The sequence below is a fragment of the Arthrobacter alkaliphilus genome (assembly GCF_021483235.1).
In the GTDB taxonomy this organism is placed as follows: domain Bacteria; phylum Actinomycetota; class Actinomycetes; order Actinomycetales; family Micrococcaceae; genus Arthrobacter; species Arthrobacter alkaliphilus.
Window position 1 is genome coordinate 13,369 of sequence record NZ_JAKEEC010000028.1, and the last position, 21,542, is coordinate 34,910.

Consider the following 21,542-nt stretch of genomic DNA (forward strand, 5'->3'; position numbering starts at 1 on the left):
GGAAGCGCTGGCGGCCCCTTTCAGGCCGACAAGTCGCCCTGCGTCCGGTCATCGCAGCTGGTCAGGAGGTGGATGCCGCAGCGAACTGCCACGTGGCCGTCCCGCTTTGCCCTTGGACCAAGCCCGCACCCGCCGTCACTTTGAAGCAGAGGAAGACCGCGGCACCGGGAGCGCTGGCCGGGCTGCCGGCGTTGAGGGTAAAGGTAACTCCGCTCAGCGCTCCGCCGAGAGCGGTACCCGCCGGCACCAGATCCGTTCCCGTGGTGCTGCTGGAGCACCCGAAGGACGTGGGCTGGACGAGTTCGTAACTCAGGTTGGCCACTGACCCGGCGGCGGTGGGTGTGTTCAGCGTGACAGTGGCGCCTGTGGTGGTGTTGGCCGCCAACCGCACCGCGAAAGGTACGTACACGGTATCCCCCGGCGCCAGATTGGACGGATTGACGGTGAACGGCAAGGTGGCTCCAGGGGAGGCAGCGTGATCGGCGTATGATGTGCCGTCTGTGCTTCCTTGAAGGTTGAACGTGCCCGCCGCGAACGTTCCGGTGGCGAACTCGGAATCGTTCCACGCGGCCAGGACCACCGCCGCCCCAACCCCCAGAACCAATCCGCCGGCCAAAAGCGCCCGGACTTTTCCACGACGTGACGTTGAAACCGACTCAGTACTCAAAATGTCCCCCCCACAGGTCAATTCACATGAATAGTGAGCGAAACGATAACACCTAAGTTGCCCCCTGTCGGCTGTCTTCCCCGATTAAGTTAAAAAGAGAAGCCGGCTTCCCGCGAGGGGTTGCCGGCTTCTCTTGTTCGCATTTCGCGGCGAAACCGCGAAATGCAAGGCTATTCGTAAACGTGCGGGGCCAACGTTCCCACAAAGTCCAGGTTGCGGTATTTCTCGGCGTAATCGAGGCCATATCCGACGACGAATTCGTTGGGAATGTCATAGCCGACGTACTTGACGTCGATCTCGACCTTGGCGGCCGTCGGCTTGCGGAAAGCCGTGCAAATTTCCACCGAAGCGGTGCCCCGCGATTCGAGGTTGGTCTTGAGCCAGGAGAGGGTCAGGCCGGAATCGATGATGTCTTCGACAATCAGGACATCCTTGCCCATGAGGTCGGTATCAAGGTCCTTGAGGATGCGGACGACGCCGGAGGACTGGGTACCGGAGCCGTATGAAGACACCGCCATCCAGTCCATGCTGACGTGGCTGTGCAGCGCACGCGCGAGGTCCGCCATGACCATGACTGCACCCTTGAGCACGCCTACGATCAGCAGCTCACGGCCCTGGTAATCCTTGTCAATCTGTGCAGCAAGTTCGGCGATCCGTTGCTGGATCTGCTCCTTGGTGTAGAGAACGTGTTTGAGGTCTGCCTGGACGTCGTTTGAATCCACCAATGGCTCCTGTGTTGATGCGTGGGTGCGGCTACTGTTGGGGCGATCTTTGATGCCGGAATACTAGCTTCCCACAGCCGCCGCCTTCGCGGGGAACAGCAGTTCCCCCGGCTGAGGCCTCCCGCTCCAATTCGCTCAGGGATGCGCGGTAGACGCTGACGTTTCCGGGAAGCTGCACTGGACCAGCGGATCCCTGCCGCCGCAGCAACGCTTCGGCCGCTTGAAGCCGCCCGTAGCCGGGCTGTTGGCCCCCGACGTCGGCCGCCGCCTTCGCGATCACCCGGAACCTCAGCGCGGGGGACAATTCCCTTAAGGAATCTTCCGGAAGCCAGACGCCGTCGTCGCTCCGGTTCACGAGGCCCGCGTAGCTCTCAGCGGCGAGTTGCTCCAGGAAATCGGCGTCCTGCTGGAGGATCGCGGCAGTGCGGGCGAGCGATTCGGCAACACCGGGTCCAAGCTTCTCCTCAAGCACCGGCATCACCTCGGCCCGGGTCCGCGACCGGGCAAACGCAGGGTCGGCGTTGGTGGGGTCATGCCACGTTTCGAGGTCCTCGACCTCGCAGATTTCCAACGTTTCGGCACGGCGTAGGCCCAGGAAGGGGCGAAGGAGCTTGCCGCGGGCGGGCCGCATGCCGGCGAGGGAACGGGTTCCCGAGCCGCGGGCCAAGCCCAGCAGCACCTGTTCGGCTTGGTCGTCCAACGTGTGCCCAAGCAAGATTGCTCCGCAATCGAGTTCGGTGGCGGCTGCTTCGAGGGCCGCGTGCCGGGCGTCCCGGGCTGCCGCCTCGGGTCCGAAGCCGGTAGCCGCCACCTTCACGGTACGCAGCTGGACCGGCGAAAGTCCCAGTCCTTCCAGGATGGCCACGGTTCGTGCCGCGACGTCGGCCGAGCCTTCCTGCAGCTGGTGGTCGACCACGACGGCGGCTACGCTCACGGGGCGGCCGTGAACATGGCCCCGGCGGGCAAAGTATGCTGCCACGGAAGCAAGCGCCATGGAGTCCGGACCACCACTGCACGCCACCAGGACCCTTTCGGGATAGCCCGCGGAGGCCAGCGCGTCCTGCACCATGTTCCGTGCTTTGCCGACGACCGGCGCCAAACGTCCGGGACGGCGTCGTCCGCTGCGGTTTTCGGTAGTGCCTTCCTCGCCGGGAACCGATGTGGTGCCTGCGGTCACAGCCCCATCCGCTCAAGCCACAGCTTGGAGTCGTGGATTTCAGTTTCCGTGGGCAGTTTGTCGGCCGATTCCCAGACCCGGTTCAGGCCCTCCATGCCCGATGCCGCAACCACTTCGCGAACAAACTTGGCTCCGTCGCTGTACTGTCGCATCTTGGCATCCAGGCCGAGGATGTTGCGGATGAACTTCTCAATCACGCCGCGGTCCTTGCCCCGTGCGTTGAAGCGCTGCCTGATGGTCTTCACTGAAGGGACCAAGGTGGAATCAACGGCGTCCATCACCACGTTGGCGTGGCCTTCCAGCAAGCTCATGACGGCCGTGAGATGCGAGAGCGACGCCTTTTCCTCCGGGTTCTGCAGCAGGTCCAAAATGGCCCCACGGCCCGGCGTGGCGCCGGCGGTGCGGTCGCGCAGGGAGCGGGCGGCGGCCGTGGCGCGATCCATGATGGAGTCCACGTTGCCGATGAGATTGGTGCTGAGGCGCTCGATTTCCTCCAGCATGTGGGTCCGGAGCCACGGGGCGGCGGCGAACTGCACCCGGTGGGTCTGCTCGTGAAGGCAGACCCATAGCCGGAAGTCGTCAGGATCGACGTTGAGTTCACGCTCCACGGAGATGATGTTCGGGGCAACCAGCAGGAGCCGGCCCGCAGGGGGTGCTTTCGAGTCCGGGGCAAGCGCAGCGAACGGATCGTATTGGCCCAGGACCTTGCTGGACAGGAAGGCCAGCACAGCTCCGAGCTGGCTGCCCGTGATCGCACCGCTCGCGGCCGCCGCTGCCGGTGTCATCGCCGGGCCCCGCCGGGAATCCAGCATGTGCTTGAGGGCCGGCTGGAGCATCACGGCAAAACTTTGGGTATTGGCCTTCGCCCATGACGCCCGGTCAACCACGAGCACATGGGAGTCGCGGAGATCGCGTGCGGCTTCCAACCCCGTGATGTCATGAACATGCGGGACCGAGATCTCCGCACTCGAACGCAGGCTGTCCACGGCTTTGCCGATTTGGGCCGGGCTCAAGGCGGGACCGGCGGGAGCGAGCCGGGCGGCCGTGGAGGCGGCCAGCTCCCAGTTGATGAGGGACTGGGCTTGCTGCTTAGACTCCATACGAACCATCAGAACACAACAGTCTGAATCTGCACCCTTAAGTTCGCTCAGCGGCGAACGTCAGGGTGCAGATTCTCGAAGCTCAAAGACCTTACGGACGCACCCGTTAAGGACCGGCGCACCCGATAAGGACCGGCGCACCCAGTGCAACGGGCGCTTGGGTCCTTAGAGGGTGCGTGCATGCACACCTGGTTCCTGGCGGGTACCGGCGAACGTCAACCGGCCCGGCAGCCACACGACGCAAGTGCGGTGGCGGACCTGTCCAACGCCACCTTGTTCCCCGTTGCGCCCGGAGTCAGGCCGTTGCCGATGAAGGAAAAGACCAGAAGACGGCCGTTCGCGTCCACCACATAGCCACTCAAAGCGATCACGGAATTCAGGGTGCCGGTCTTGGCCCGCACCAATCCGGCCCCTTGGGACGTGGTGGCGTCTACGTAACGGTCGCCGAGCGTCCCGGTCAGCCCGGCAACCGGGAACCCTGCAAGGGCGGCACGAAGACGGGTATCCGGTCCGGACGTAATCGCCCGCACCACATCCGCGAACTGCCGCGCCGACACCTGGTTGCCCAACGCAAGGCCGGACACGTCCGCCAAATGCATGGAGTCAGTGGCGATCCCCAGTTCCGCCACTTGGGCGCTAACGGCCGCTGTCGCGCCGTCGTTGGATCCCGGCTTTCCCATGGAGAGCGCGGCCAGCCGGCCGAATACCTCCGCCAGGTAGTTGTCCGAGGTTTCCAGCATCAAGTCCACTTGCTCACGGACGGTTGCGGACAGCACGCCGGCGAGGACGTCCTGCTTCCCCGCCGGGGCGGTGGCACGTTCCACGCCGGGGACCACCGTGATTCCGGCCGCGGCGCCCGCGGCCTGGAGTTTCCCGGCGAACGCCTCGGCGGCGGCGAGCGCGGCGTCTTGCGGACGTGGACCGGTGGTTGCACCGGGGCTTGTCCGGGCTGAATTCAGGGCGAGCGGATGGATCGGCGCGGTTTCACCGGCTGCGACGTCGTCGGGGCTCCACGCCGGATTCAAGGCGGGGCCGGTGAACAGCCCATCGTCCAACTGCACTGTGACCGGGCCCTTCACGCCGCGGTCCTGGAGCGCTTTTACCGCATCCGCCGCGAGGGTCTCCAGGCCGGCATGGCCAAGCACGTCATTGGGCCGGGACGGGCCGTCGCCGAGCAGGACGTCACCTCCGGCGCCCAGGATGATGGTCGACGGCGTAGCTCCCACCAGGACCCGCGTGGTGAAGCGGGTCTCCGGGCCGATCGCCCGCAGCGCCGAGACCGCCGTAAGCAGCTTCATATTGGACGCCGGCACCCGGTTCTTGGCGCCGTCGCGATCGTAGAGCGGAAGTCCAGTCAGCGCATCCTCAACGAAGCCGGTGAAGTCTCCCCCGCCGTCGGGGGTCAAGAGGGCGTTGAGCTGGCTGGTGACATCGGCCGCCAGCGGGACCGGGGCGGATGCGTCCAAAGGCCCGACAACCTGGGTGCGGTTCAGCTGCTTGGGGACTTGTTGCCAGGCAGGCACCGTGGGTGCGGGCGCACCTGCTACCCCGAAGACGCCAGGACCGAAGAATCCGGGTGCGACTCCAAGACCCATCGGCACGGCCAAGGCCGCGATGACCACAGCCAACAAAACCAGTGGCAGCGAGCGGACGACGCCCTTTGGCCCAGGCTTCGCCGGCCTCCTTGGCCTGCGATTCCTGGGTCTGAGAGCGTGGGTCTCTTGCTGTTCGGGAGCCTGCCTTTCAGCCCCCGCCTTGTCAACGCCCGTCATGCAGCTTTAGTCCTCAAAGTCTTGAATGTCCCCACCGTTTCAAGAAACTTGGGCCTCTCGCTATATCCTCAATAGTAGTCGGCGGCGTCGGCTGCTCTGTTGCCGCGCCCATGCCAATATCGCCAAGGAGCATTCCATGAAGCACGACGTCACGATCGAGATCCCCAAGGGGTCGCGCGTCAAGTACGAAGTTGACCACGAGACCGGCCGCGTCCGCCTGGACCGCGTCCTGTTCACCTCCATGCAGTACCCCACTCACTACGGGTTCTTCGAGAACACCCTTGGCGAGGACGGCGACCCGCTGGACGCATTGGTCCTCTTGCAGGACTTCGACCTCTACCCCGGCGTCATTGTCGAGGCCCGCCCGATCGGCGTCTTCAACATGACCGACGACGGCGGTGGAGACGCCAAGGTTCTTTGCGTTCCGGCCGACCCGCGTTTCGACCACATCCAGGAAATCTCCGATGTCAGTGAATTCCTGATCAAGGAGATCGAGCATTTCTTCACCCGGTACAAGGACCTTGAGCCGGGCAAGTGGGTCAAGGCTGAAGGCTGGGCCGACCGCGCCGCCGCCGAAGCCGAGCTGGAAGCTTCCATCAAGCGTTACGTTCCGGCCGCGCACTAGTCCCCACCGCCACCCTAGCCTCGCTCCGCTCGGCCAGGGAACCCGGGCGGCGTGGGCCCATCCACCGCCACCCTAGCCTCGCTCCGCTCGGCCAGGGAACCCGGGCGGCGTGGGCCCATCCACCGCCACCCTAGCCTCGCTCCGCTCGGCCAGGGAACCCGGGCGGCGTGGGCCCATCCACCGCCACCCTAGCCTCGCTCCGCTCGGCCAGGGAACCCGGGCGGCGTGGGCCCATCCACCGCCACCCTAGCCTCGCTCCGCTCGGCCAGGGAACCCGGGCGGCGTGGGCCCAGCCACTACGACGACGGCGGGTGCGGTTCCATGCGAACCGCACCCGCCGCCGNAAGCTTCCATCAAGCGTTACGTTCCGGCCGCGCACTAGTCCCCACCGCCACCCTAGCCTCGCTCCGCTCGGCCAGGGAACCCGGGCGGCGTGGGCCCAGCCACTACGACGACGGCGGGTGCGGTTCCATGCGAACCGCACCCGCCGCCGTCGTTAAGTCATTCACCCTAACAGGTAGCCATCCTTGAAAGTCGGCTACCTGCCGGTAATGATTGATCCACCATGTTCACGCTGACCATCAACCAACGCGACAGCCGCGGCAACGGAGACCTCGTCCCTCAGTTGCTCAAGGACCTGCGCCACATTCCTGCGTGCTTGGACTTTGACCGCTCTGTCGAGGATGAAATCCAAGGGATCGTGGACAGCCCCCAACAAGCCGTGGAAACCGCGCTCATCGCGTTGCGGACCGGCCAGTGGTACGTGGGGATCGGCGTCGGGCCGGTCAACGAACCCTTGCCCAAGCAAGTCAAGGACGCGTCCGGGCACGGCCTCGTCTACGCCCGCCGCGCCGTCGACAGGCTACGCAACAGCAAGGAGCGCATCCCTGTTGCCGTCGAGGGACCGATTGCGGCCCTTGCCGCCGAATCCGAGGCCGTGCTGCGGCTCCTCGGGCACATCGTTCAACACCGCACTGTTGCCGAGTGGCGCGTGCTGGACCTGCTGACGCCCGGGGTGCGCGGACAACAGAAAGCCGTGGCGCAGGAACTGGGGATCAGCACACAGGCCGTCAGCAAGGCCCTCGCCCGGGCCCAGTGGGTCGAGGAGCACGCAGCAAGGCCCGCAGCCGCCCGGCTGCTGGCAATGATCCTCGAGGTCTACTGACCACCTGGCTGTACTGCCCAGGCAGGGTTTCCTTTGCCGGCGTGCGCCGGCCCCGGCTCGACACGAAGCCGGCTCCCTGCTTACGTTGGATCCATGAGCCTCAAGCCACAACTTCGGCGGCTCCTTCCCGCGCTCCGGCATGCTTTTTCGCAGCACCACCTCCTTTTTGCCGGGAAAACGGCCCTCGCCGCCGGACTGGCTTGGTATTTGGCGCCGTTCATGCCGGGGCCAGCCGCCTCCTATCCGTACTACGCTCCCTTGGGCGTCCTGGTCAGCATGCACCCGACCGTCGTGGCGTCGGCCAAGCACGGACTGCAGAGCCTGCTGGGGCTCGGCCTGGGCATCGGAATGGCCTTCGCCGTCACCACGGTAGCCACGCCCAGCGCTCTTTCCGTTGCGGTGGTGGTGGGAGTGGGGGTCATCATCGGGGGTTTCCCTCGCTTGGGCGCGGCATCGGAATGGGTCCCCATGGCTGCCCTCTTCGTGCTCGTCCTGGGCAACTCCAACGCCCCAGGGTTTTCTTTTGGTTACGTGCTCCAAATGGCCATGGGAGTGGCGGTGGGAATACTCGTCAATTGGTTGGTCTTCCCTCCGTTGCATCTCGAGGGCATCGACCCGGCAATTGCAGGCCACCAACGCGCCCTTTCCCGGCAATTGCGGGACATGGCGACGGCCATGACCGAATCCTGGCCTCCCAACCACAAAGAGTGGGCCGGACGCAGCGGAGAGCTGTCACGGACCGCCCAAGCCGTGCGGACCGCAGTGCGGGAAGCGGAAGTGAGCGCCAAAGCGAATCCCCGGTCCCGCCGCGCCGCCCGCCGCCTCCCGTCCGACTTGGCCGGCTTGAGGACCGTCGATCGGCTGACCTTCCACGTCCAGGACATCACCGACGTCCTGCAGAGCGTCATTTGGGAGGAAGACGCCGGAACGGTCATCCCGGACGGCGTGCTTGAGAACCTTTCCGAAGCCTTGGAGTCGGTAGCCGGAGCGATCAATGAATGGCGGAACGGCGAAGCCCGGCGCTTGTCGGACCGCATGGCCGAGGCCAAGGAACGGGTGGCCGGGCTTGGCGATGCGATCACCGAAGCCGCCACCGGCCAGGCTTCGGTGAACGCCGCCGCCTCGGTGGCCATGAGCCTGCGGCGCATGATCACCGTGATCGCAGAGGCCGACTAGCTCAGAGCGCGCCACCGGCTGAGCGAATGCGGGCCAGCACCGCGCTCGTGGAATGCTCCGCCACGTAATCCAAAATCCTAACGACGCCGCCGCAACGCTCAACGGCCTCGGTTTCGGCGAGCATCTCGGGCGTGTAGTCCCCGCCCTTGGCGTACACATCGGGCTTCAGCAACTCGATGAGCGGGATGGGAGTCGGAGTATCGAACACGGTGACGTAGTCCACGCAACTGAGCGCGGCGATAACTGCAGCCCGGTCCGCTTCCTGGTTCACGGGCCGGTCCGGGCCCTTGAGTTGCCGGACCGAGGAATCGCTGTTGAGCGCCACCACGAGAACATCCCCCAATTGCTTGGCCTGGTTCAGGTAACGGGTATGGCCGCGGTGGAGGACGTCGAAACAGCCGTTTGTCAGCACGATCCGGCGCCCCTCCGCCCGGTGCACGGCAAGTTCGGCCGCAAGTTCCGTAGCGGTGAGCGCCGTGTCCGCGAACTGCCCCAGGTGCCGGGCCAGCTCTTCCGTTGTGCACACTGACGTGCCCGGCCGGTGCACGACGACGTCCGCCGCGGCCTGCGCGAAGTCGACGCTCGTCGTCAAAGGAAGGCCGGCGGCCCTCGCGATGGTCAGTGCGGCAACGAAGGTATCGCCGGCACCGGAAGCTTGCTTTTCAGCTTCCGGCCGCGCCCACGTGCGGTGGCTGGCCTGGTCGGACCGCAACGTTAGCGTGCCGTCGCGGTCAAGGGTCACGACGACGGCGGAGGCACCGGATGCGCCCAAGAGACCGGCAGCGTGGGCCTCGATCGAGGGACAACGGGCCGCTCCCGCCGGGAACTCCGTCGCCACGAGGCGGCTGGCTTCCTCGGCATTCGGCGTGGCCACGTCCGGAGCCAGTTGGGACCACCGGGCGGGATCGTGCGCATCCACCACGAGGAGGGCTTTGCGGCGTACTTGGCCGGACGGTCCAAGGGCTTCGACGAGGGCATCCTTGGCCGGTCCTTCGAGCGTGCCGGCCGAGTAGTCGCAGAGCACTACGGCATCGCAGCCGTCCAGCGCTCTGGGGATGGCTGCCGCAAGGCTCCCCAACGCCTCCTGCGGGACCTCGGAGGCACAATCGTCCAAGCGGACCATGATCTGGCCGCCGCTGCTCACGCGGAACTTGGTGGTGGTGGTCATCGCCGGGTGGGTCGCCAAGCAGGAGACGTCCACCCCGCCGTCGGCCAGCTTTTCAGTGAGCTGCTTGCCGGCCGAGTCCTCGCCTATCAAGGAGGCAAAGCGGACCCGGGCACCCAACGCTGCGAGGTTCATCGCTGTGTTCGCGGCGCCTCCGGGCACGAAATCCCTGCGCCTGAGCTGGACGACCGGGGCCGGAGCCTCCCGGCATAACCGCTCAATCACCCCATCCCACCAGCCGTCAAGGATGGCGTCACCGATGACAGTGATTACTGGCATTTCCTCGGCCAGCCGTCGCGGCAACCATTCAGCCAGGCCTTCTTGATTGGAGAGGCGTGCCATGGGGTACCTTCCGGTAGTCGGCGTGTTCTTACTCCCCATGTACCCCCGAAGCCATGCCTTCACACACGGTGCACCCGAGTTTTCCCATCCGGCGGCCACGAGGAGTACTGCGGCACTGAAACCCTAGGCCGAACCTTCGAAAGGAAGCAGAGCATGGACCATCCGGTATCGAGCAGCACAACACCAGTCCCGGCGTACGGACCGGGCGTAGGACCCGTGTTGGAGAAGTTTCCCGGGGTGGAGCGGATTGCCGTCCTGCGGGGCGGCGGCCTGGGCGACCTCTTGTACGCCTACCCTGCGCTCACAGCGCTGAAGGAGGGCTACCCGGACGCGGAGATCACGCTCCTGGGAACCCCGATCCACGAGGTGCTGGCGGCAGAGACCGCCGGCCCCGTCAATGAGGTGGTGATCCTGCCTTTCGCCGAAGGAGTGCGTGACGGCGCCGGGGACCCGTCCGGCCAGGAGCAGTTCTTCGCCAGCATGCAGGCAAGGAACTTCAATCTCGCACTTCAAATGCATGGCGGCGGGCGCTATTCCAACCCTTTCCTGCTTCGCCTCGGTGCCGAGCACACTGTTGGCACGCAAACGCCAGATGCCGCTCCCCTCGAACGGAACCTGGACTACATCTACTACCAAAACGAACCCGACCGCTGGCTTGAAGTGGCGGGCCTTGCGGGCGCCCCGCCGGTCATACCCGGTCCAATCCGTCCCCTTGCCGCGCACCAAAGGAACATCGCCCCGCTCCTCGCGCGACCGGAGCGTCCGCTCGTAGTGGTGCATCCGGGGGCCACCGACCCCCGAAGGCGGTGGCCGGCGTCGTGCTTTGCGGAAGCGGCGGCGAAGATCGCCGCCGAAGGCGCCCAGGTACTCGTGGTCGGCGACGGATCGGAGCGCATGCTCGCCCAAGAGGTGGCAGACCTGGCCTCGGGAGCCTTGGAGTCCGGGCACACGGACGCGGTCCGCTCGGTGGCGGGAGATCTCGGCCTTGGAGACCTCGCGGCGCTCTTGGACGCCGCCAGCGTGTTGTTGGCCAGCGACTCCGGGCCGCGGCACCTCGCCCAGGCGCTCGGAACCCCCACGGTGGGAATCTTCTGGATCGGAAACGCCATCAACGCGGGGCCACGGGGCCGTTCGTTGCACCGGGTCCACATGTCGTGGGAGACACGGTGCCCGGTCTGCGGCATCGACATCACCCAAGTGGGATGGACCGCGCCCCGCTGCGGCCACGACGACACCGTTATTCGGGGTGTCGACGTGGCCGCGGTTGTTCAGGACGTGCGGGACCTTATGGCCACGAGCCTTCTTCTGCGGGGCAAATGAGGAGTTCGCGGACCTCGCATCCCGCGGGCTGCGACAACGCGAAAACCACTGCTTGGGCGACGTTCGCCGGATCGTTGAGCTTCGAATCGTCCTGCGGCTTGTACTGCTCCTCGCGGTCGTCGAAGAAGTGGGTCTTCATTCCGCCGGGAATGATGGTGGTGACGCCGATGACCCCGCCGGTTTCGGCCGCCAAGGCGCGGCTGAAACCGATGACGCCGAACTTGGAAGCGCAGTACGCGGTAGCGTCCGGCAGCGCCCGGAGGCCCAGCGTCGACGCAATGGTGACCGCACGGCCCCGCGATTCCTTGAGGTAGGGCAGGGCGGCGCGGACAACGGACACCGTGCCGAGGAGGTTCACCCCGATCACCCGCTCCCACTCGACCGCGGGAACGTCGCCCAGCTTGCCGCACCTGTCGATACCGGCGGCGGTAACTACCGCGTCCAATCCGCCCAGGCTCTCGGCTGCCTCACGCACGGCTTCCTCCACCTCCTCGCGCCTGGAGACATCCACTTCCCGGGCCTTCGCACCGGAAACGTTGCTGACGTCCCGGTCGAAGACGAAGGGCGTTCCTCCGGCATCGCGGATCGCCTCGACGATTGCTGCTCCGAGGCCGGAGCCGCCGCCTGTCACAATGACGCGGCCTGGTGTTTGCGTGCTCATACAGGATCCTTTCGTTTGCGGTGGCTGCCGGACGGTCCGGCTGCCGGGATCAGGGGTTGTCAGCCGACCTTGGCGAGCGCCTCGGCCAGGCCACTCGTGGATCTGGCGGGATGGAAAGGAACGGTGACGCATTTGCCACCCCAGCTCTCCACGAGCCGGGCTTCGGGAAGGTCCCCGGGTTGGTAGTCGCCTCCCTTGACCCATATGTCCGGGCGAATGGACTCGATGGAAGCCTCCGGGGTGTCCTCATCGAAAATCACCACGGCGTCCACGCAATGGAGGGCCAAAAGGAGCTCAGCGCGGTCTTCCTGGCTCACGATCGGCCGTGGATCACCCTTGAGGCGACGCACCGAATCGTCCGAGTTCAGGCACACGACCAAGCAATCCCCCATGCTTCGGGCAGCGGCCAAGGTGCGGGCGTGGCCGGCATGCAGAAGGTCGAAGCAGCCTCCGGTGGCGACGACGGTACCTCCGGCGGCACGCACATTGTGCGCGAGTTGGACCCCGTCGGACCCGCTTCCTGGCCCGGTGCTGATTCCGGAGTCCGGCATGGGCCGGCGCATGACCGTCGACGCCCGTGTCCTTGCTGCCGGGCTGGTTGCCTGGTTGCTCGCACCCGCGAGTGACGCGGCTCCCCCGTTTCCGAGGAACTCGGACGCGTCTGCCACCGCGCGGGCAGCGGCACGAGGCAGCTCAAGGCCCAGCGCCAAGTAGATGGCGAGGCTTCCCGCCAGCCTGTCTCCGGCGCCGCAGGGATCCTCGACGCGGGCCGGCGGGGCGGGAACGTGTTCCACGCCGGAGCGGTCGACCAGCACGGCTCCGTCCTCGCCGACGGTGACCATGACGGCTTGGCAATTCCATTGTTCGAGGAGGAGCTTCCCGGCCTCCTCGGCGGCCTTCCGCATGGGATGGGTGCCGGACGGTTTAGCGAAGGCGAGCGCCTCCGCCAGGTTGGGCGTTGCCACGGCGACTCCACCCACCGGCTTGCTTCCGGACGGGTGCGGATCCCACACCACGGGCACCCGGGAAGCTGCAGCCGAAAGGGCTGCCCGAACATCGGCGTTGGACGTGATGCCCCGGCCGTAGTCGGCAACCAGGATCACCTCCGCCGACTCGATCGCAGCCACCATCTCCCGGGTGCAGCCCGGCGTGGGCACGGGAGCGCAGCCTTCGTCGAAACGGACCATTTGGTGCGTCCCGATCCGGACCCGGGTCTTCGTGGGTGTCGCGGCGAGCGGGGCTCCGGCAAGCACGGAGACGCCGGCCAAGGCGGCACCGAGGTGGCTCGCGCCGTCGTCGTCCGATAGCCCGGTGACCAAGGTGACGTGGTGGCCGTCGCGCGCCAGGAGCGTTGCGGCAAGGCCGGCACCGCCAGCCCGACGCCGGATATCCGCGACGTCGACCACCGGCACCGGCGCATCGGGGCTGAGCCTCGATGCGGTGCCATTGATGTCGACGTCGAGGAGGACGTCCCCCACCACCGTCACCTTCACGGCTGGACCCCGTGCGGCCCGGCCGTTGGCGAACCGGTCCGGCGGGCAACTTCGGCGTCGAATGCGCGGCACATCGCATGGATGGCGATGAGGTGCCCCTCTTGCGCGTTGGCTGCGAGCGCTTCGATGGTGATGGCGTCGTCGCACGTCGAAGACAAGAGGTTCGGTCCCTTGCCGGTGAGGGCCCACGTGCTGATGCCGCGCTCCTTGGCCGCCATGGCGGCACGCAGCAGGTTGGGGCTGCGGCCACTCGTGGAAAGCAACAGCAAGACGTCGCCCACGCGGCCGTGGGCGCGGACCTGGCGGGCGAATAGTTCCTCGTAGCCGTAGTCGTTGGCCACGGCCGTCACGCTTGAAGAGTCGGCATGGAGGGCGATCGCCGAAAACGGGACGCGCTCGGAGTCGAACCTGCCCACGAGTTCGGCGGTGAGGTGCTGCGCCTCGGCGGCCGAGCCGCCGTTGCCTGCGGCAAGCAAGCGCCGGCCGGCCATGAGGCGGACGGCCAGTTCGGTTCCCCAGGCTGAAAGCCGGCCGGCCTGGGAACGCAGCGAATCCAAAGCTGGAAGGACATTGTCCAAATGATCGGCCACAATTTTCTCGTTCCGGGACATGTGTTCCCGTTCCGCGGACCATCCGTCGGGAACCGTGTCCGGGACGGAACGCAGGGCAGTGACCGGAACGGTGGATTTCGCTGTCACAGGACTACTCCTTCCAAGGGCTCATAGCTGTCGCCTGCACGCCGGGAGGCTGCGAGGACCGACCGGTACGCTTTCTCAGTGTCCGCGGCCACGCGATCCCACGAGTACCGGGACCGGGCACGCCGCATGCCGGCACGCCCCATCTCGGCCCGGAGGACCGGGTCAGCCAGCAACTCCTGGACCGCTGCCGCAATCGCTTCCGGGTCGCGCGGAGGAACGTGCAGCCCCGTCCGGTGGTCGACGACGGTCTCCCGCAGGCCGCCGACCGCCGCCGCAACCACAGGAACCCCGCAAGCCATCGCTTCTAGCGGGACGATGCCGAAAGGCTCGTACCAAGGCGTGCAAGCGACGACGTCGGCGCTCCGGAAAATGCCCGGCATCGCTCCCCGCGGTACCTGGCCCAGCATCGTCACTTGATCGGCAACGCCAAGATCCCGCGCTATTGCACGCAAGCGCTGGACTTCGGGATCTTCGTCGAGCGCCAAGGCGTCCCCGGAACCGCCGACGATGAGGAGCTCGACGTCTTCGAACCCCGCCTCGGCGAGCAACGGCAATGATTGGATGACCAGGTCAACGCCTTTCCGCGGGACCAAACGGCCGACGATGAGGATCCGGTGCTTGCGCGGGCGGGAACCCGTGCCCGAACACGCCTTGCCGTCGTAAGCGACGCGGGCGGAAGCACCGTCGTCGGACTTTCCGTTGAACAACTCAAGGTCCACGCCGCACGGGGCAATGGACACCTTGGCCGGATTGATGCCGAGCGCCTTCAACTCGAAAACCTCGTCGGGGCAGGTCGCCACGATCCAATCGGCGGTCCGGCCCACCCACGGCTCCAACCACGCCCGGGCTGCCGGGCTGGTGTCCGCGGCGCCTTGGTGCCGGCGCTTTACGGCGCCGAGGGCGTGGAAGGTCTGCACCACTGGGACCTTCCCGCTTCCTTGGGCTCGACCGGCCGCCTGGAGGGCCGCGAGCCCGGACATCCAGAAATGGGCGTGCACGACGTCGGGCACGTTTTCCCCCCAGTCCTGGCAGATTCCGTCAGCCAATTGGCTCATGAACGGCAATAGATCATCCTTGGGAATGTGCTTTGCCGGGCCGGCGTCGATGTGGACCACCGTGAGTCCGTGCTCCACCGGAACCTTGGCGGGGAGGTCCGGATCGTCGCGGCGCGTGTAGACCGTGACCTGGTGCCCCCTTCGCGCCAAGTTCGAAGAGAGGGCCGCCACATGGACGTTCTGACCCCCGGCGTCAACACCGCCCAGCGCGGCCAAGGGACTCGCATGTTCGGAAACCATGGAGATTTTCATCGATGTATCCTCTCTGTGCCATGACCGGCGAAGGCCATACCGGACGGCGGACGGGCTGGGCTGAGGTCCGCCAGGAGTTCGTCCCACGCGTCAAGGAATTTCGCCAGGCTGTAGCGCTCCAAAGCGGCCTCCCGGGCAGCCTTCCCCATATTGGAAGCGACCTCCGGCCGTTGCAAAAGATGGCGGGCGAAGCGGCTGAGCTCCGCCAGGTCGTTGGAAACCAGACCGGCTTCCGGCGGAATCGCCCGGGTAGCTTCGGTTGTTGCGAGTGCCACCACCGGCATTCCCGCATGCATCGCCTCCAATAAGGACAATCCGAGGGACGTCCAGCGCATCGGGTGCAAGTAGAGGCGGCACTTGGCCAGTTCCTGGTGGAGGTGCGTCGCCGGCACGTCGCCCGCGACCCTGATCGGCCCGGCTCCGGGATCGGAGTCCGCCAGGTGCAACGCCTCCGGCAGGCCCTCGGTGCCCATCCCGAACACCCGCAGCGGGGCAACCTGGGCGAAACCGGGGAGGAGGTCCGTTCCCGTGACCCGGCCGCGGCGGACCGGCTCGTTGACCACCACGCCCATTTCCTCGAGTTCTCCGGTGTACAGATAGCCCGGATCCGGAATTCCGTGCTCAATGACAACCGTGGGGGCCGGGCCGCTGTCCCAGATGAGCTGATTGAAGTGGGTGACATGAACCACGGGGATGTTGCGCTGTCCGGCCAAAGGATGGACACTCGTCGGCACGTCCCCCTTCGGAGTGTTGTGCTCGACGTAGACGGCGGGCAGGTCGATTCCCGGCCGTCGCCCCAACGCCGAAGCAACGGCGTCGATTTCCTCGGGCCGCTGCAAGACAACAACATCGACGCTCCCCGGATCGATGCTGTCCAGTTCGATTTCCTTCGCCGCGTCAGGCCAGTCGCGGCCGCCGCGGCCCAAGCCCCACGCGCCGCGGTCGGGAGTCACCGGGAGGAGGTACTCATGCCGGCCCCGGATGAAGGCTTCCATCCATCCGCCGTGGACATGCCACACCAGGATCCGCATTATTTCCCCACCTTTCTCCGGGTTGTCAGGGACGACACTCCGCCCAACAGCCGCTCAACGGCTTCGACCACCTGTTCGGGCGCGACGGAGGCCAGGCAAGGGTGCCCCGGAACAGGACATTCGCGGGCCCGCGAGTTCGCGCAGGGTGCATCCTGGTCCCCGAGGAGTTCCAGCGGTACTCCGTAGGGCGCCCACCTGACGGCCGGGACGACCGGTGAAAACAGGCACACAACGGGAGTTCCCACAGCGGCAGCCAGATGTGCGGGTCCCGTGTTCCCGGTGACGACGACGGCGGCCCCCTTGAGTACCTCGGCGAGGGTCCGGAGGGAGGTGCGCCCGCCCAAGTTGACGGCCGAAGGTCCGGCCACCGTCGCCGTGAGCGAGGCTTCAGCCGGGCCTCCGGTCACCACAACCCGGTGTCCGTAGGCTTCCAGCAGTTCGACGAGCGCGGCGTGATGGAGGGCGGGCCAAGCCCTGGCCGGGACGGTCGCGCCCGGATGCACCACGATGTAGCTACCTTCCCGGGTGAGTTCCTCCACAAGCCGGTCGGGCTCCTTGGCAGGAGCGATGCGCAACTTGCCATCGTCCCCCGACGGGAGCTCGAATCCGGCGGCCCGGGCTATCCCCAACGCGCGGATCGCCTCGGGCTGGTCTTCAACGAAGTCCTCGCCGGGCTTGAGGCGGACATCCAAGAGCGACCCGGCGTAATCGGTGGACGCGCCCGTGATTCGTTCAACGCCGGCCAGGCGCAGCAACAAGGCGAGGGGCAGTGGGGACTGATGGAAGGACGTGAGGATAACGGCTTCGTCGATCCTGGAAGCGCGGACAAAATCCACCAGCCTGTTCGTCAATTCGGCATCCGCGGCCGGTGCGGGGTTCGCGATCCAGGGGCAGGGCCATGTGTGTGTCTCCGTGACGCTCGGCAACATCTGGCCGGCGCTTGCACCCTCCGGGCCGCACAAGAGCAGGACATCGTTGGGACGGCTCCCGTCGGGTTTCTTCCCATGAGCCACGGCCCTCAAAGCGGGGCCCGCGAGGAGGACGTCTCCCATGCTGTCCAGCCGGGCAACCAGGACGCGGCTCATGGGCGCCCTCCCCGGGGGACTTGGCCGACGGGGACTTGGCCGACGGGGACTTGGCCGTGCGGCGGCGTCGGCGGCGTCGGCGGTCCAAGCAGGATATCCACAGCGTGCCACAAGTCGCGGGCCACGACCCCGGCGCATTCCACTTCCTCAACCCGGGTGGCAGGCGTCGGCACCAGGACGTGCCGGACGCCGGCGGCCCTCGCTGCCTCGACATCCACTCCAATATCGCCCACGTAGGCCACCTCGTCCGGTGCCACTCCAAGACGGCGGCAGGCATTGATGATCATTCCGGGGGCAGGCTTCCGGCATCCGCAGTTGTCTTCCTGCCGGTGCGGACACACTTCCCAGACGTCGAAAGGTCCGAACAGCTGATCGATCCGGCGGTTGACTGCATCAACCTGGCTGAGCGAAAGCAAGCCGCGCGCAACGCCCGACTGGTTGCTCGCCACGCCGGTGGCCAGTCCCGCCGAGCGAACCCGATCCACTGCCGCCCGGGCATGATCCATGGCCCGCACGAGTCGTGGATCGCCGTTATACGGCACATCGACCACCAGCGTTCCATCGCGGTCAAACAGGACCGCTTTCAACGTTCCAGTTCCTCCCATACCCGCAAAGTTCCCCACTTCTCCTTCGCTAAACAGCACGGTGCGGAGAAGTTTCCTTCCGCCGTCGACGTCCGGGCAGTGCCGCTAGACTCCAAGCGGGAGGCGTGAATGGATACTGCTGGGACTAATGAACAACCTTTGCTGCTAGCCCTCCGGGCGCTCAAACTCGGCGATTTGCTCGTAGCGGTGCCTGCACTTCGCGGCCTCCGGCGAGCCTTCCCGGGCCATCGGATCCTTTATGCGGCCCCCGCGTGGCTTGGCGACGCGATCGAACTTGTGGGCGGCATCGATAACCTTGCGACGCCCGGACTCGATGATCCTTTGGCGATCCAACCCGGGACAGTGGACGTTGCGGTGAACCTGCATGGAAACGGACCCGAGAGCCGGCAACGGATCAATGAACTGCGTGCCCGGCAGATCATCGCGCACCGCGCCGACGGCGTCCAGGGGCCGGAGTGGACCAACGGGCTTCACGAGCGGGAGCGTTGGACCCGGTTGCTCGCCTGGCACGGCATCGACGCTGATCCGCTGGATTACCGCCTCAAGAAGCCTGCATTGGCGTCGCGTTTTCCCGGCGCTACCGTGGTGCACGTCGGGGCTGCGTACGGCAGCAGGTTATGGCCCGTGGAGCGATTCGCCGAGGTTGCGGCGGAACTCGCCAAAGCAGGACACCAGGTGGTCCTTACTGGCAGCACTTCCGAGCGTGAACGCGCCGTGGAGACCGCCAGATTGGCTAACCTCAAGGGAGCAAAGCTCGACGACGGCGCGGTGCTGGCAGGGCAGCAGAGCCTCGCCGAATTCGCGGCTACTGTTGGCGAAGCCCGGCTCGTCGTGTCGGCCGACACCGGTGCTGCACACTTGGCTTCCGCCTACGATCGACCGTCCGTGGTGTTGTTCGGCCCGGCGCCTGCCGAGGAATGGGGTCCGCCGCCGGGACCGCACGTGGTGCTCACCGCCGTCGAACGCCGGCGCGGTGACGTATTCGCGGCTGATCCTGATCCCGCGCTCCTGGCCGTCAGCGTCGGCGACGTCCTTCAGGCAATTCAGGGATTGGGTCGTTGGAGCGAGGACCGTTAAGGTCGCGGTTTTCATCCAGGAGGGTTTTTTGGAGGGAGACCAGGATCCGCGCGAGCCTTCGAGAAACCTGCATTTGGGACATCCCGAGTGCCTCGGCAATGCTCGACTGTATCTCCTCGCGGTAATAGCGCCGGTAAAGCAGGTGACGGTCCTCCGCGCTGAGACCGCGGATGGCATTACGCAAAGCTAGGACATCTTCCAGCCGTTCTGTCGGCGAGCCTGGTGCGGCGAGGCAGGAATGCAAGGATTCGGCGCTTTCGGGTGCCGGCGCATCTAAGGAGTCGGGTCGCTTGCTGGTTCCGGCGGTCAATGCCTCCCGAACCTGCCCGGCGCTGAGCCCGAGCTCCACTGCAACCTCGTCGGGGGACGGGGTCCGCCGCAGTTTCTGGGACATTTCCTCCATGCGTGCCAACACCTCGCGGCGGAGGTCCTGGACTGTCCTTGGGGGGCGCACTACCCAGCAGTGGTCCCGGAGATATCTTTTGACCTCGCCGGCTATCGTGGGTGCGGCGTAGGCCGGGAAGCTGGCCCCCTTCGACTCATCGAAGCCGCGGGCTGCTTTGATCAAGCCCATGTAGGCGACTTGCCGAACGTCGTCGAGGTCGTTGGATCGCGAGGAATAGCGGCACGCAATGGAATTCGCCAAGTACAAGTGGTCAAGGACCAAACCGTCTTGGAAGCTGCGCCGGATGCTCCCTTCAGGGGTTTGCCCGGCGTGAACGCTGTTAAAGTGCTGTGTCCCGGTGGATGGCATCGGACCTCGATCCTTGGCCTTTCGCGGACGGGCCGGCTGCTCGACCCTAAAGTAAGCGACTTACTTTAAAAGGAAAGCATGCTTACTATTTTCTTTCAACGGGGCTAGGCTCGAAGAGTAGCTCCATCCGGGAATCGCCGGGATCAGACCATTCCAACTGATGACGAAACGAACATGAGGAGATTCACAGATGCATACAGTCACAAAGGCCGTTGAAGTTGAGGTTCCCGTGTCTGTCGCCTACAACCAGTGGACACAATTCGAGTCTTTCCCACGCTTCATGAGCGGCGTGGAAGAAGTCCGCCAAATCGACGACGCCACCCTGCACTTCTCCACAAAGATCGCAGGCGTCAAACGTGAATATGATGCCCGGATCACCGAACAGGTCCCGGACACCGTGATCAGCTGGGAAAGCCTGGAGCAACCCCGCAACGCAGGATCCGTCCAGTTCGACTCCCTCGGTCCGGCCCGCTCAGGCGTGCGGGTCACCCTCGAATGGGAGCCGGCGACCCTCACGGAAAAGGCAGGCGCCGCACTGTCGGCGGACGAAATGCAAGTGGCTGCGGACCTGGACAAATTCAAGGACTTCATCGAAGACCGTCAACGCGAGACCGGCGCCTGGCGCGGGACCGTGGGCGGCGCCGACGTCGAAGGTGGCGGCCCGCTCGGGAACGACGTGGCGCAGGGGCGAACCATGGAAGGCGGAACGCCCACCATCTGAGACTAAATGCGTGTCTAGAGGAGGCTTCGCAGCACCAAGGCCGCGCCGTCGTCGTACACCGACGCGGTGACCTCGTCCGCGACGGCGAGCACTTCCCCGGGAGCCTGGCCCATGGCTACGCCGCGCCCGGCCCAACTGAGCATCTCGATGTCGTTTCGTCCGTCGCCGACTGCAACCGTGTGGTGCGGGTGCGTGCCGAGCCGCTGGCGCAGTTGCTCCAAGGCGCTGGCCTTGGTGACCCCGGCGGCGGCGATATCCAGCCAGGCCGTCCAGCCCACCGAGTAGGTGACCCCGGACAATCCGACCGAGCGGATCGCGCTGGAGAATTCCTCGGCGGTGTTCTCGCTGCTGAACACCACAACGCGCACCGCAGTGGCCTCAAGCATGGTCTGGAAATCTACGCCGATGGCCTCAACGCCGAAGCTGGCGTCCTGGAATCGCTCGGTGGAGAGGAAATTCCCGTCCTCGTCCTCGAGTGCGTACTTTGCCGACGGGAGCTGCTCGCGAAGGGCCCTGAGCGCGGGGGCGGGATCGAAAGTGGCCTTGTGGATGACCTCGTAGCCCGCGTCGAGTTCAGGGTCGAGCCGCAAGGTGACACCGCCGTTGCAGCACACGGCATAGCCGCGTTCCAGGCCGATCTGTTCAATGATGGGCAGGGTGGCGTTCAATGAACGGCCGGTGGCGATCAAGACGTCATGGCCGTGAGCGACAACCGCTTTTGCGGCCTCGCGCACACCAGGAGACATGTGGCCATCGTGATCCACGAGGGTTCCGTCGACGTCCAACGCGACCATGAGTTTGTGATTCGAATTCCGCTGGTCATCGATGCCAGCGACTGAGGTATCAGTCAAAATAGTCATGCCTACAGTGAAGCAGACA

At 66.0% G+C, this 21,542-nt stretch carries 21 protein-coding genes; 6 read left to right on the top strand and 15 right to left on the bottom strand.

The window, feature by feature from the left end; genetic code table 11:
- Window positions 1–61: 61 nt before the first annotated feature.
- The 5 genes from L0B83_RS16500 to dacB form a co-directional block, all read right to left on the bottom strand.
- Window positions 62–667 carry a SipW-dependent-type signal peptide-containing protein gene (locus L0B83_RS16500; protein WP_234759644.1) on the bottom strand — a complete coding sequence of 202 codons (606 nt, stop codon included), beginning with the start codon at window positions 665–667 and terminating at the stop codon, window positions 62–64.
- A 170-nt stretch (window positions 668–837) separates the two neighbouring features.
- Window positions 838–1,389 carry a hypoxanthine phosphoribosyltransferase gene (gene hpt, locus L0B83_RS16505; RefSeq protein WP_234759645.1) on the bottom strand — a complete coding sequence of 184 codons (552 nt, stop codon included), beginning with the start codon at window positions 1,387–1,389 and terminating at the stop codon, window positions 838–840.
- A 31-nt stretch (window positions 1,390–1,420) separates the two neighbouring features.
- Window positions 1,421–2,458 carry a tRNA lysidine(34) synthetase TilS gene (tilS, locus tag L0B83_RS16510; RefSeq protein ID WP_234759683.1) on the bottom strand — a complete coding sequence of 346 codons (1,038 nt, stop codon included), beginning with the start codon at window positions 2,456–2,458 and terminating at the stop codon, window positions 1,421–1,423.
- A 104-nt stretch (window positions 2,459–2,562) separates the two neighbouring features.
- Window positions 2,563–3,666, bottom strand: coding sequence for an Rv3626c family coenzyme F420 biosynthesis-associated protein (locus tag L0B83_RS16515; RefSeq protein WP_234759646.1), 1,104 nt, complete (start codon window positions 3,664–3,666; stop codon window positions 2,563–2,565).
- 215 nt (window positions 3,667–3,881) lie between these two features.
- Complete coding sequence (dacB, locus tag L0B83_RS16520) at window positions 3,882–5,288, bottom strand: D-alanyl-D-alanine carboxypeptidase/D-alanyl-D-alanine endopeptidase (RefSeq protein ID WP_308194008.1); 1,407 nt, start codon at window positions 5,286–5,288, stop codon at window positions 3,882–3,884.
- A 286-nt stretch (window positions 5,289–5,574) separates the two neighbouring features.
- Here dacB and L0B83_RS16525 point away from each other — a divergent pair, with 286 nt between their 5' ends.
- From L0B83_RS16525 to L0B83_RS16535, 3 genes are all read left to right on the top strand, one after another.
- Window positions 5,575–6,063, top strand: a complete 489-nt coding sequence (locus tag L0B83_RS16525) for an inorganic diphosphatase (RefSeq protein ID WP_234759647.1) — start codon at window positions 5,575–5,577, stop codon at window positions 6,061–6,063.
- A 565-nt stretch (window positions 6,064–6,628) separates the two neighbouring features.
- Window positions 6,629–7,228, top strand: a complete 600-nt coding sequence (locus tag L0B83_RS16530; RefSeq protein WP_234759648.1) for a hypothetical protein — start codon at window positions 6,629–6,631, stop codon at window positions 7,226–7,228.
- A gap of 93 nt (window positions 7,229–7,321) precedes the next feature.
- Window positions 7,322–8,404, top strand: a complete 1,083-nt coding sequence (locus tag L0B83_RS16535) for an FUSC family protein (protein ID WP_234759649.1) — start codon at window positions 7,322–7,324, stop codon at window positions 8,402–8,404.
- A gap of 1 nt (window position 8,405) precedes the next feature.
- On the opposite strand, the gene rfaE2 (L0B83_RS16540) is transcribed toward L0B83_RS16535, so the two are convergent.
- Entirely contained in the window at window positions 8,406–9,911 is a 1,506-nt protein-coding gene (gene rfaE2, locus L0B83_RS16540) for a D-glycero-beta-D-manno-heptose 1-phosphate adenylyltransferase (protein ID WP_234759650.1), read from the bottom strand.
- 153 nt (window positions 9,912–10,064) lie between these two features.
- Here rfaE2 (L0B83_RS16540) and L0B83_RS16545 point away from each other — a divergent pair, with 153 nt between their 5' ends.
- A complete protein-coding gene (locus L0B83_RS16545; RefSeq protein WP_234759651.1) occupies window positions 10,065–11,231 on the top strand; it encodes a glycosyltransferase family 9 protein in 1,167 nt (388 codons plus the stop codon).
- On the opposite strand, the gene L0B83_RS16550 is transcribed toward L0B83_RS16545, so the two are convergent.
- From L0B83_RS16550 to L0B83_RS16580, 7 genes are all read right to left on the bottom strand, one after another.
- Window positions 11,197–11,892: an SDR family oxidoreductase gene (locus L0B83_RS16550; protein WP_234759652.1), complete on the bottom strand. Its 696-nt coding sequence runs from the start codon at window positions 11,890–11,892 to the stop codon at window positions 11,197–11,199. The genes L0B83_RS16545 and L0B83_RS16550 overlap by 35 nt on opposite strands.
- A 59-nt stretch (window positions 11,893–11,951) precedes the next feature.
- Window positions 11,952–13,385, bottom strand: coding sequence for a D-glycero-beta-D-manno-heptose 1-phosphate adenylyltransferase (gene rfaE2 / locus L0B83_RS16555; RefSeq protein WP_234759653.1), 1,434 nt, complete (start codon window positions 13,383–13,385; stop codon window positions 11,952–11,954).
- Window positions 13,382–13,996, bottom strand: coding sequence for a D-sedoheptulose-7-phosphate isomerase (locus L0B83_RS16560; protein WP_234759685.1), 615 nt, complete (start codon window positions 13,994–13,996; stop codon window positions 13,382–13,384). Before L0B83_RS16560 ends, rfaE2 (L0B83_RS16555) begins: the two co-directional genes overlap by 4 nt.
- A gap of 83 nt (window positions 13,997–14,079) precedes the next feature.
- Window positions 14,080–15,390 (bottom strand): glycosyltransferase, encoded by a 1,311-nt coding sequence (locus L0B83_RS16565; protein ID WP_234759654.1) that lies wholly within the window; start codon window positions 15,388–15,390, stop codon window positions 14,080–14,082.
- Complete coding sequence (locus tag L0B83_RS16570; RefSeq protein WP_234759655.1) at window positions 15,387–16,421, bottom strand: glycosyltransferase; 1,035 nt, start codon at window positions 16,419–16,421, stop codon at window positions 15,387–15,389. Before L0B83_RS16570 ends, L0B83_RS16565 begins: the two co-directional genes overlap by 4 nt.
- Window positions 16,421–17,506, bottom strand: a complete 1,086-nt coding sequence (locus tag L0B83_RS16575) for a glycosyltransferase family 9 protein (protein WP_234759656.1) — start codon at window positions 17,504–17,506, stop codon at window positions 16,421–16,423. The genes L0B83_RS16570 and L0B83_RS16575 overlap by 1 nt, the downstream gene beginning before the upstream one ends.
- A complete protein-coding gene (locus tag L0B83_RS16580) occupies window positions 17,503–18,111 on the bottom strand; it encodes a D-glycero-alpha-D-manno-heptose-1,7-bisphosphate 7-phosphatase (protein ID WP_234759657.1) in 609 nt (202 codons plus the stop codon). The genes L0B83_RS16575 and L0B83_RS16580 overlap by 4 nt, the downstream gene beginning before the upstream one ends.
- A gap of 108 nt (window positions 18,112–18,219) precedes the next feature.
- On the opposite strand from L0B83_RS16580, the gene L0B83_RS16585 reads away from it, so the two are divergent.
- Window positions 18,220–19,188, top strand: a complete 969-nt coding sequence (locus L0B83_RS16585; protein WP_234759658.1) for a glycosyltransferase family 9 protein — start codon at window positions 18,220–18,222, stop codon at window positions 19,186–19,188.
- Here the strand turns inward: L0B83_RS16585 and L0B83_RS16590 are convergent.
- Window positions 19,127–19,942, bottom strand: a complete 816-nt coding sequence (locus L0B83_RS16590; RefSeq protein ID WP_234759659.1) for a sigma-70 family RNA polymerase sigma factor — start codon at window positions 19,940–19,942, stop codon at window positions 19,127–19,129. The two genes, L0B83_RS16585 and L0B83_RS16590, sit on opposite strands and share 62 nt — an antisense overlap.
- A gap of 190 nt (window positions 19,943–20,132) precedes the next feature.
- Between L0B83_RS16590 and L0B83_RS16595 the strand changes: the two genes are divergently transcribed.
- Window positions 20,133–20,663 carry an SRPBCC family protein gene (locus L0B83_RS16595; RefSeq protein ID WP_234759660.1) on the top strand — a complete coding sequence of 177 codons (531 nt, stop codon included), beginning with the start codon at window positions 20,133–20,135 and terminating at the stop codon, window positions 20,661–20,663.
- Window positions 20,664–20,677: 14 nt separating this feature from the next.
- On the opposite strand, the gene L0B83_RS16600 is transcribed toward L0B83_RS16595, so the two are convergent.
- Window positions 20,678–21,523 (bottom strand): HAD family hydrolase, encoded by an 846-nt coding sequence (locus tag L0B83_RS16600; protein WP_234759661.1) that lies wholly within the window; start codon window positions 21,521–21,523, stop codon window positions 20,678–20,680.
- Between the last annotated feature and the right edge of the window lie 19 nt (window positions 21,524–21,542).

Coding starts and splice junctions, on each gene's coding strand:
- L0B83_RS16530 (WP_234759648.1), top strand. CDS start 6,629: ATGTTCACGCTGACCATCAACCAACGCGACAGCCGCGGCAACGGAGAC.
- L0B83_RS16600 (WP_234759661.1), bottom strand. CDS start 21,523: ATGACTATTTTGACTGATACCTCAGTCGCTGGCATCGATGACCAGCGG.
- L0B83_RS16585 (WP_234759658.1), top strand. CDS start 18,220: ATGGATACTGCTGGGACTAATGAACAACCTTTGCTGCTAGCCCTCCGG.
- L0B83_RS16550 (WP_234759652.1), bottom strand. CDS start 11,892: ATGAGCACGCAAACACCAGGCCGCGTCATTGTGACAGGCGGCGGCTCC.
- L0B83_RS16525 (WP_234759647.1), top strand. CDS start 5,575: ATGAAGCACGACGTCACGATCGAGATCCCCAAGGGGTCGCGCGTCAAG.
- L0B83_RS16535 (WP_234759649.1), top strand. CDS start 7,322: ATGAGCCTCAAGCCACAACTTCGGCGGCTCCTTCCCGCGCTCCGGCAT.
- rfaE2 (WP_234759650.1), bottom strand. CDS start 9,911: ATGGCACGCCTCTCCAATCAAGAAGGCCTGGCTGAATGGTTGCCGCGA.
- L0B83_RS16515 (WP_234759646.1), bottom strand. CDS start 3,666: ATGGAGTCTAAGCAGCAAGCCCAGTCCCTCATCAACTGGGAGCTGGCC.
- L0B83_RS16570 (WP_234759655.1), bottom strand. CDS start 16,421: ATGCGGATCCTGGTGTGGCATGTCCACGGCGGATGGATGGAAGCCTTC.
- L0B83_RS16545 (WP_234759651.1), top strand. CDS start 10,065: ATGGACCATCCGGTATCGAGCAGCACAACACCAGTCCCGGCGTACGGA.
- tilS (WP_234759683.1), bottom strand. CDS start 2,458: ATGGTGCAGGACGCGCTGGCCTCCGCGGGCTATCCCGAAAGGGTCCTG.
- L0B83_RS16590 (WP_234759659.1), bottom strand. CDS start 19,942: ATGCCATCCACCGGGACACAGCACTTTAACAGCGTTCACGCCGGGCAA.
- L0B83_RS16565 (WP_234759654.1), bottom strand. CDS start 15,390: ATGAAAATCTCCATGGTTTCCGAACATGCGAGTCCCTTGGCCGCGCTG.
- L0B83_RS16580 (WP_234759657.1), bottom strand. CDS start 18,111: ATGGGAGGAACTGGAACGTTGAAAGCGGTCCTGTTTGACCGCGATGGA.
- L0B83_RS16595 (WP_234759660.1), top strand. CDS start 20,133: ATGCATACAGTCACAAAGGCCGTTGAAGTTGAGGTTCCCGTGTCTGTC.
- L0B83_RS16560 (WP_234759685.1), bottom strand. CDS start 13,996: ATGTCCCGGAACGAGAAAATTGTGGCCGATCATTTGGACAATGTCCTT.
- L0B83_RS16575 (WP_234759656.1), bottom strand. CDS start 17,506: ATGAGCCGCGTCCTGGTTGCCCGGCTGGACAGCATGGGAGACGTCCTC.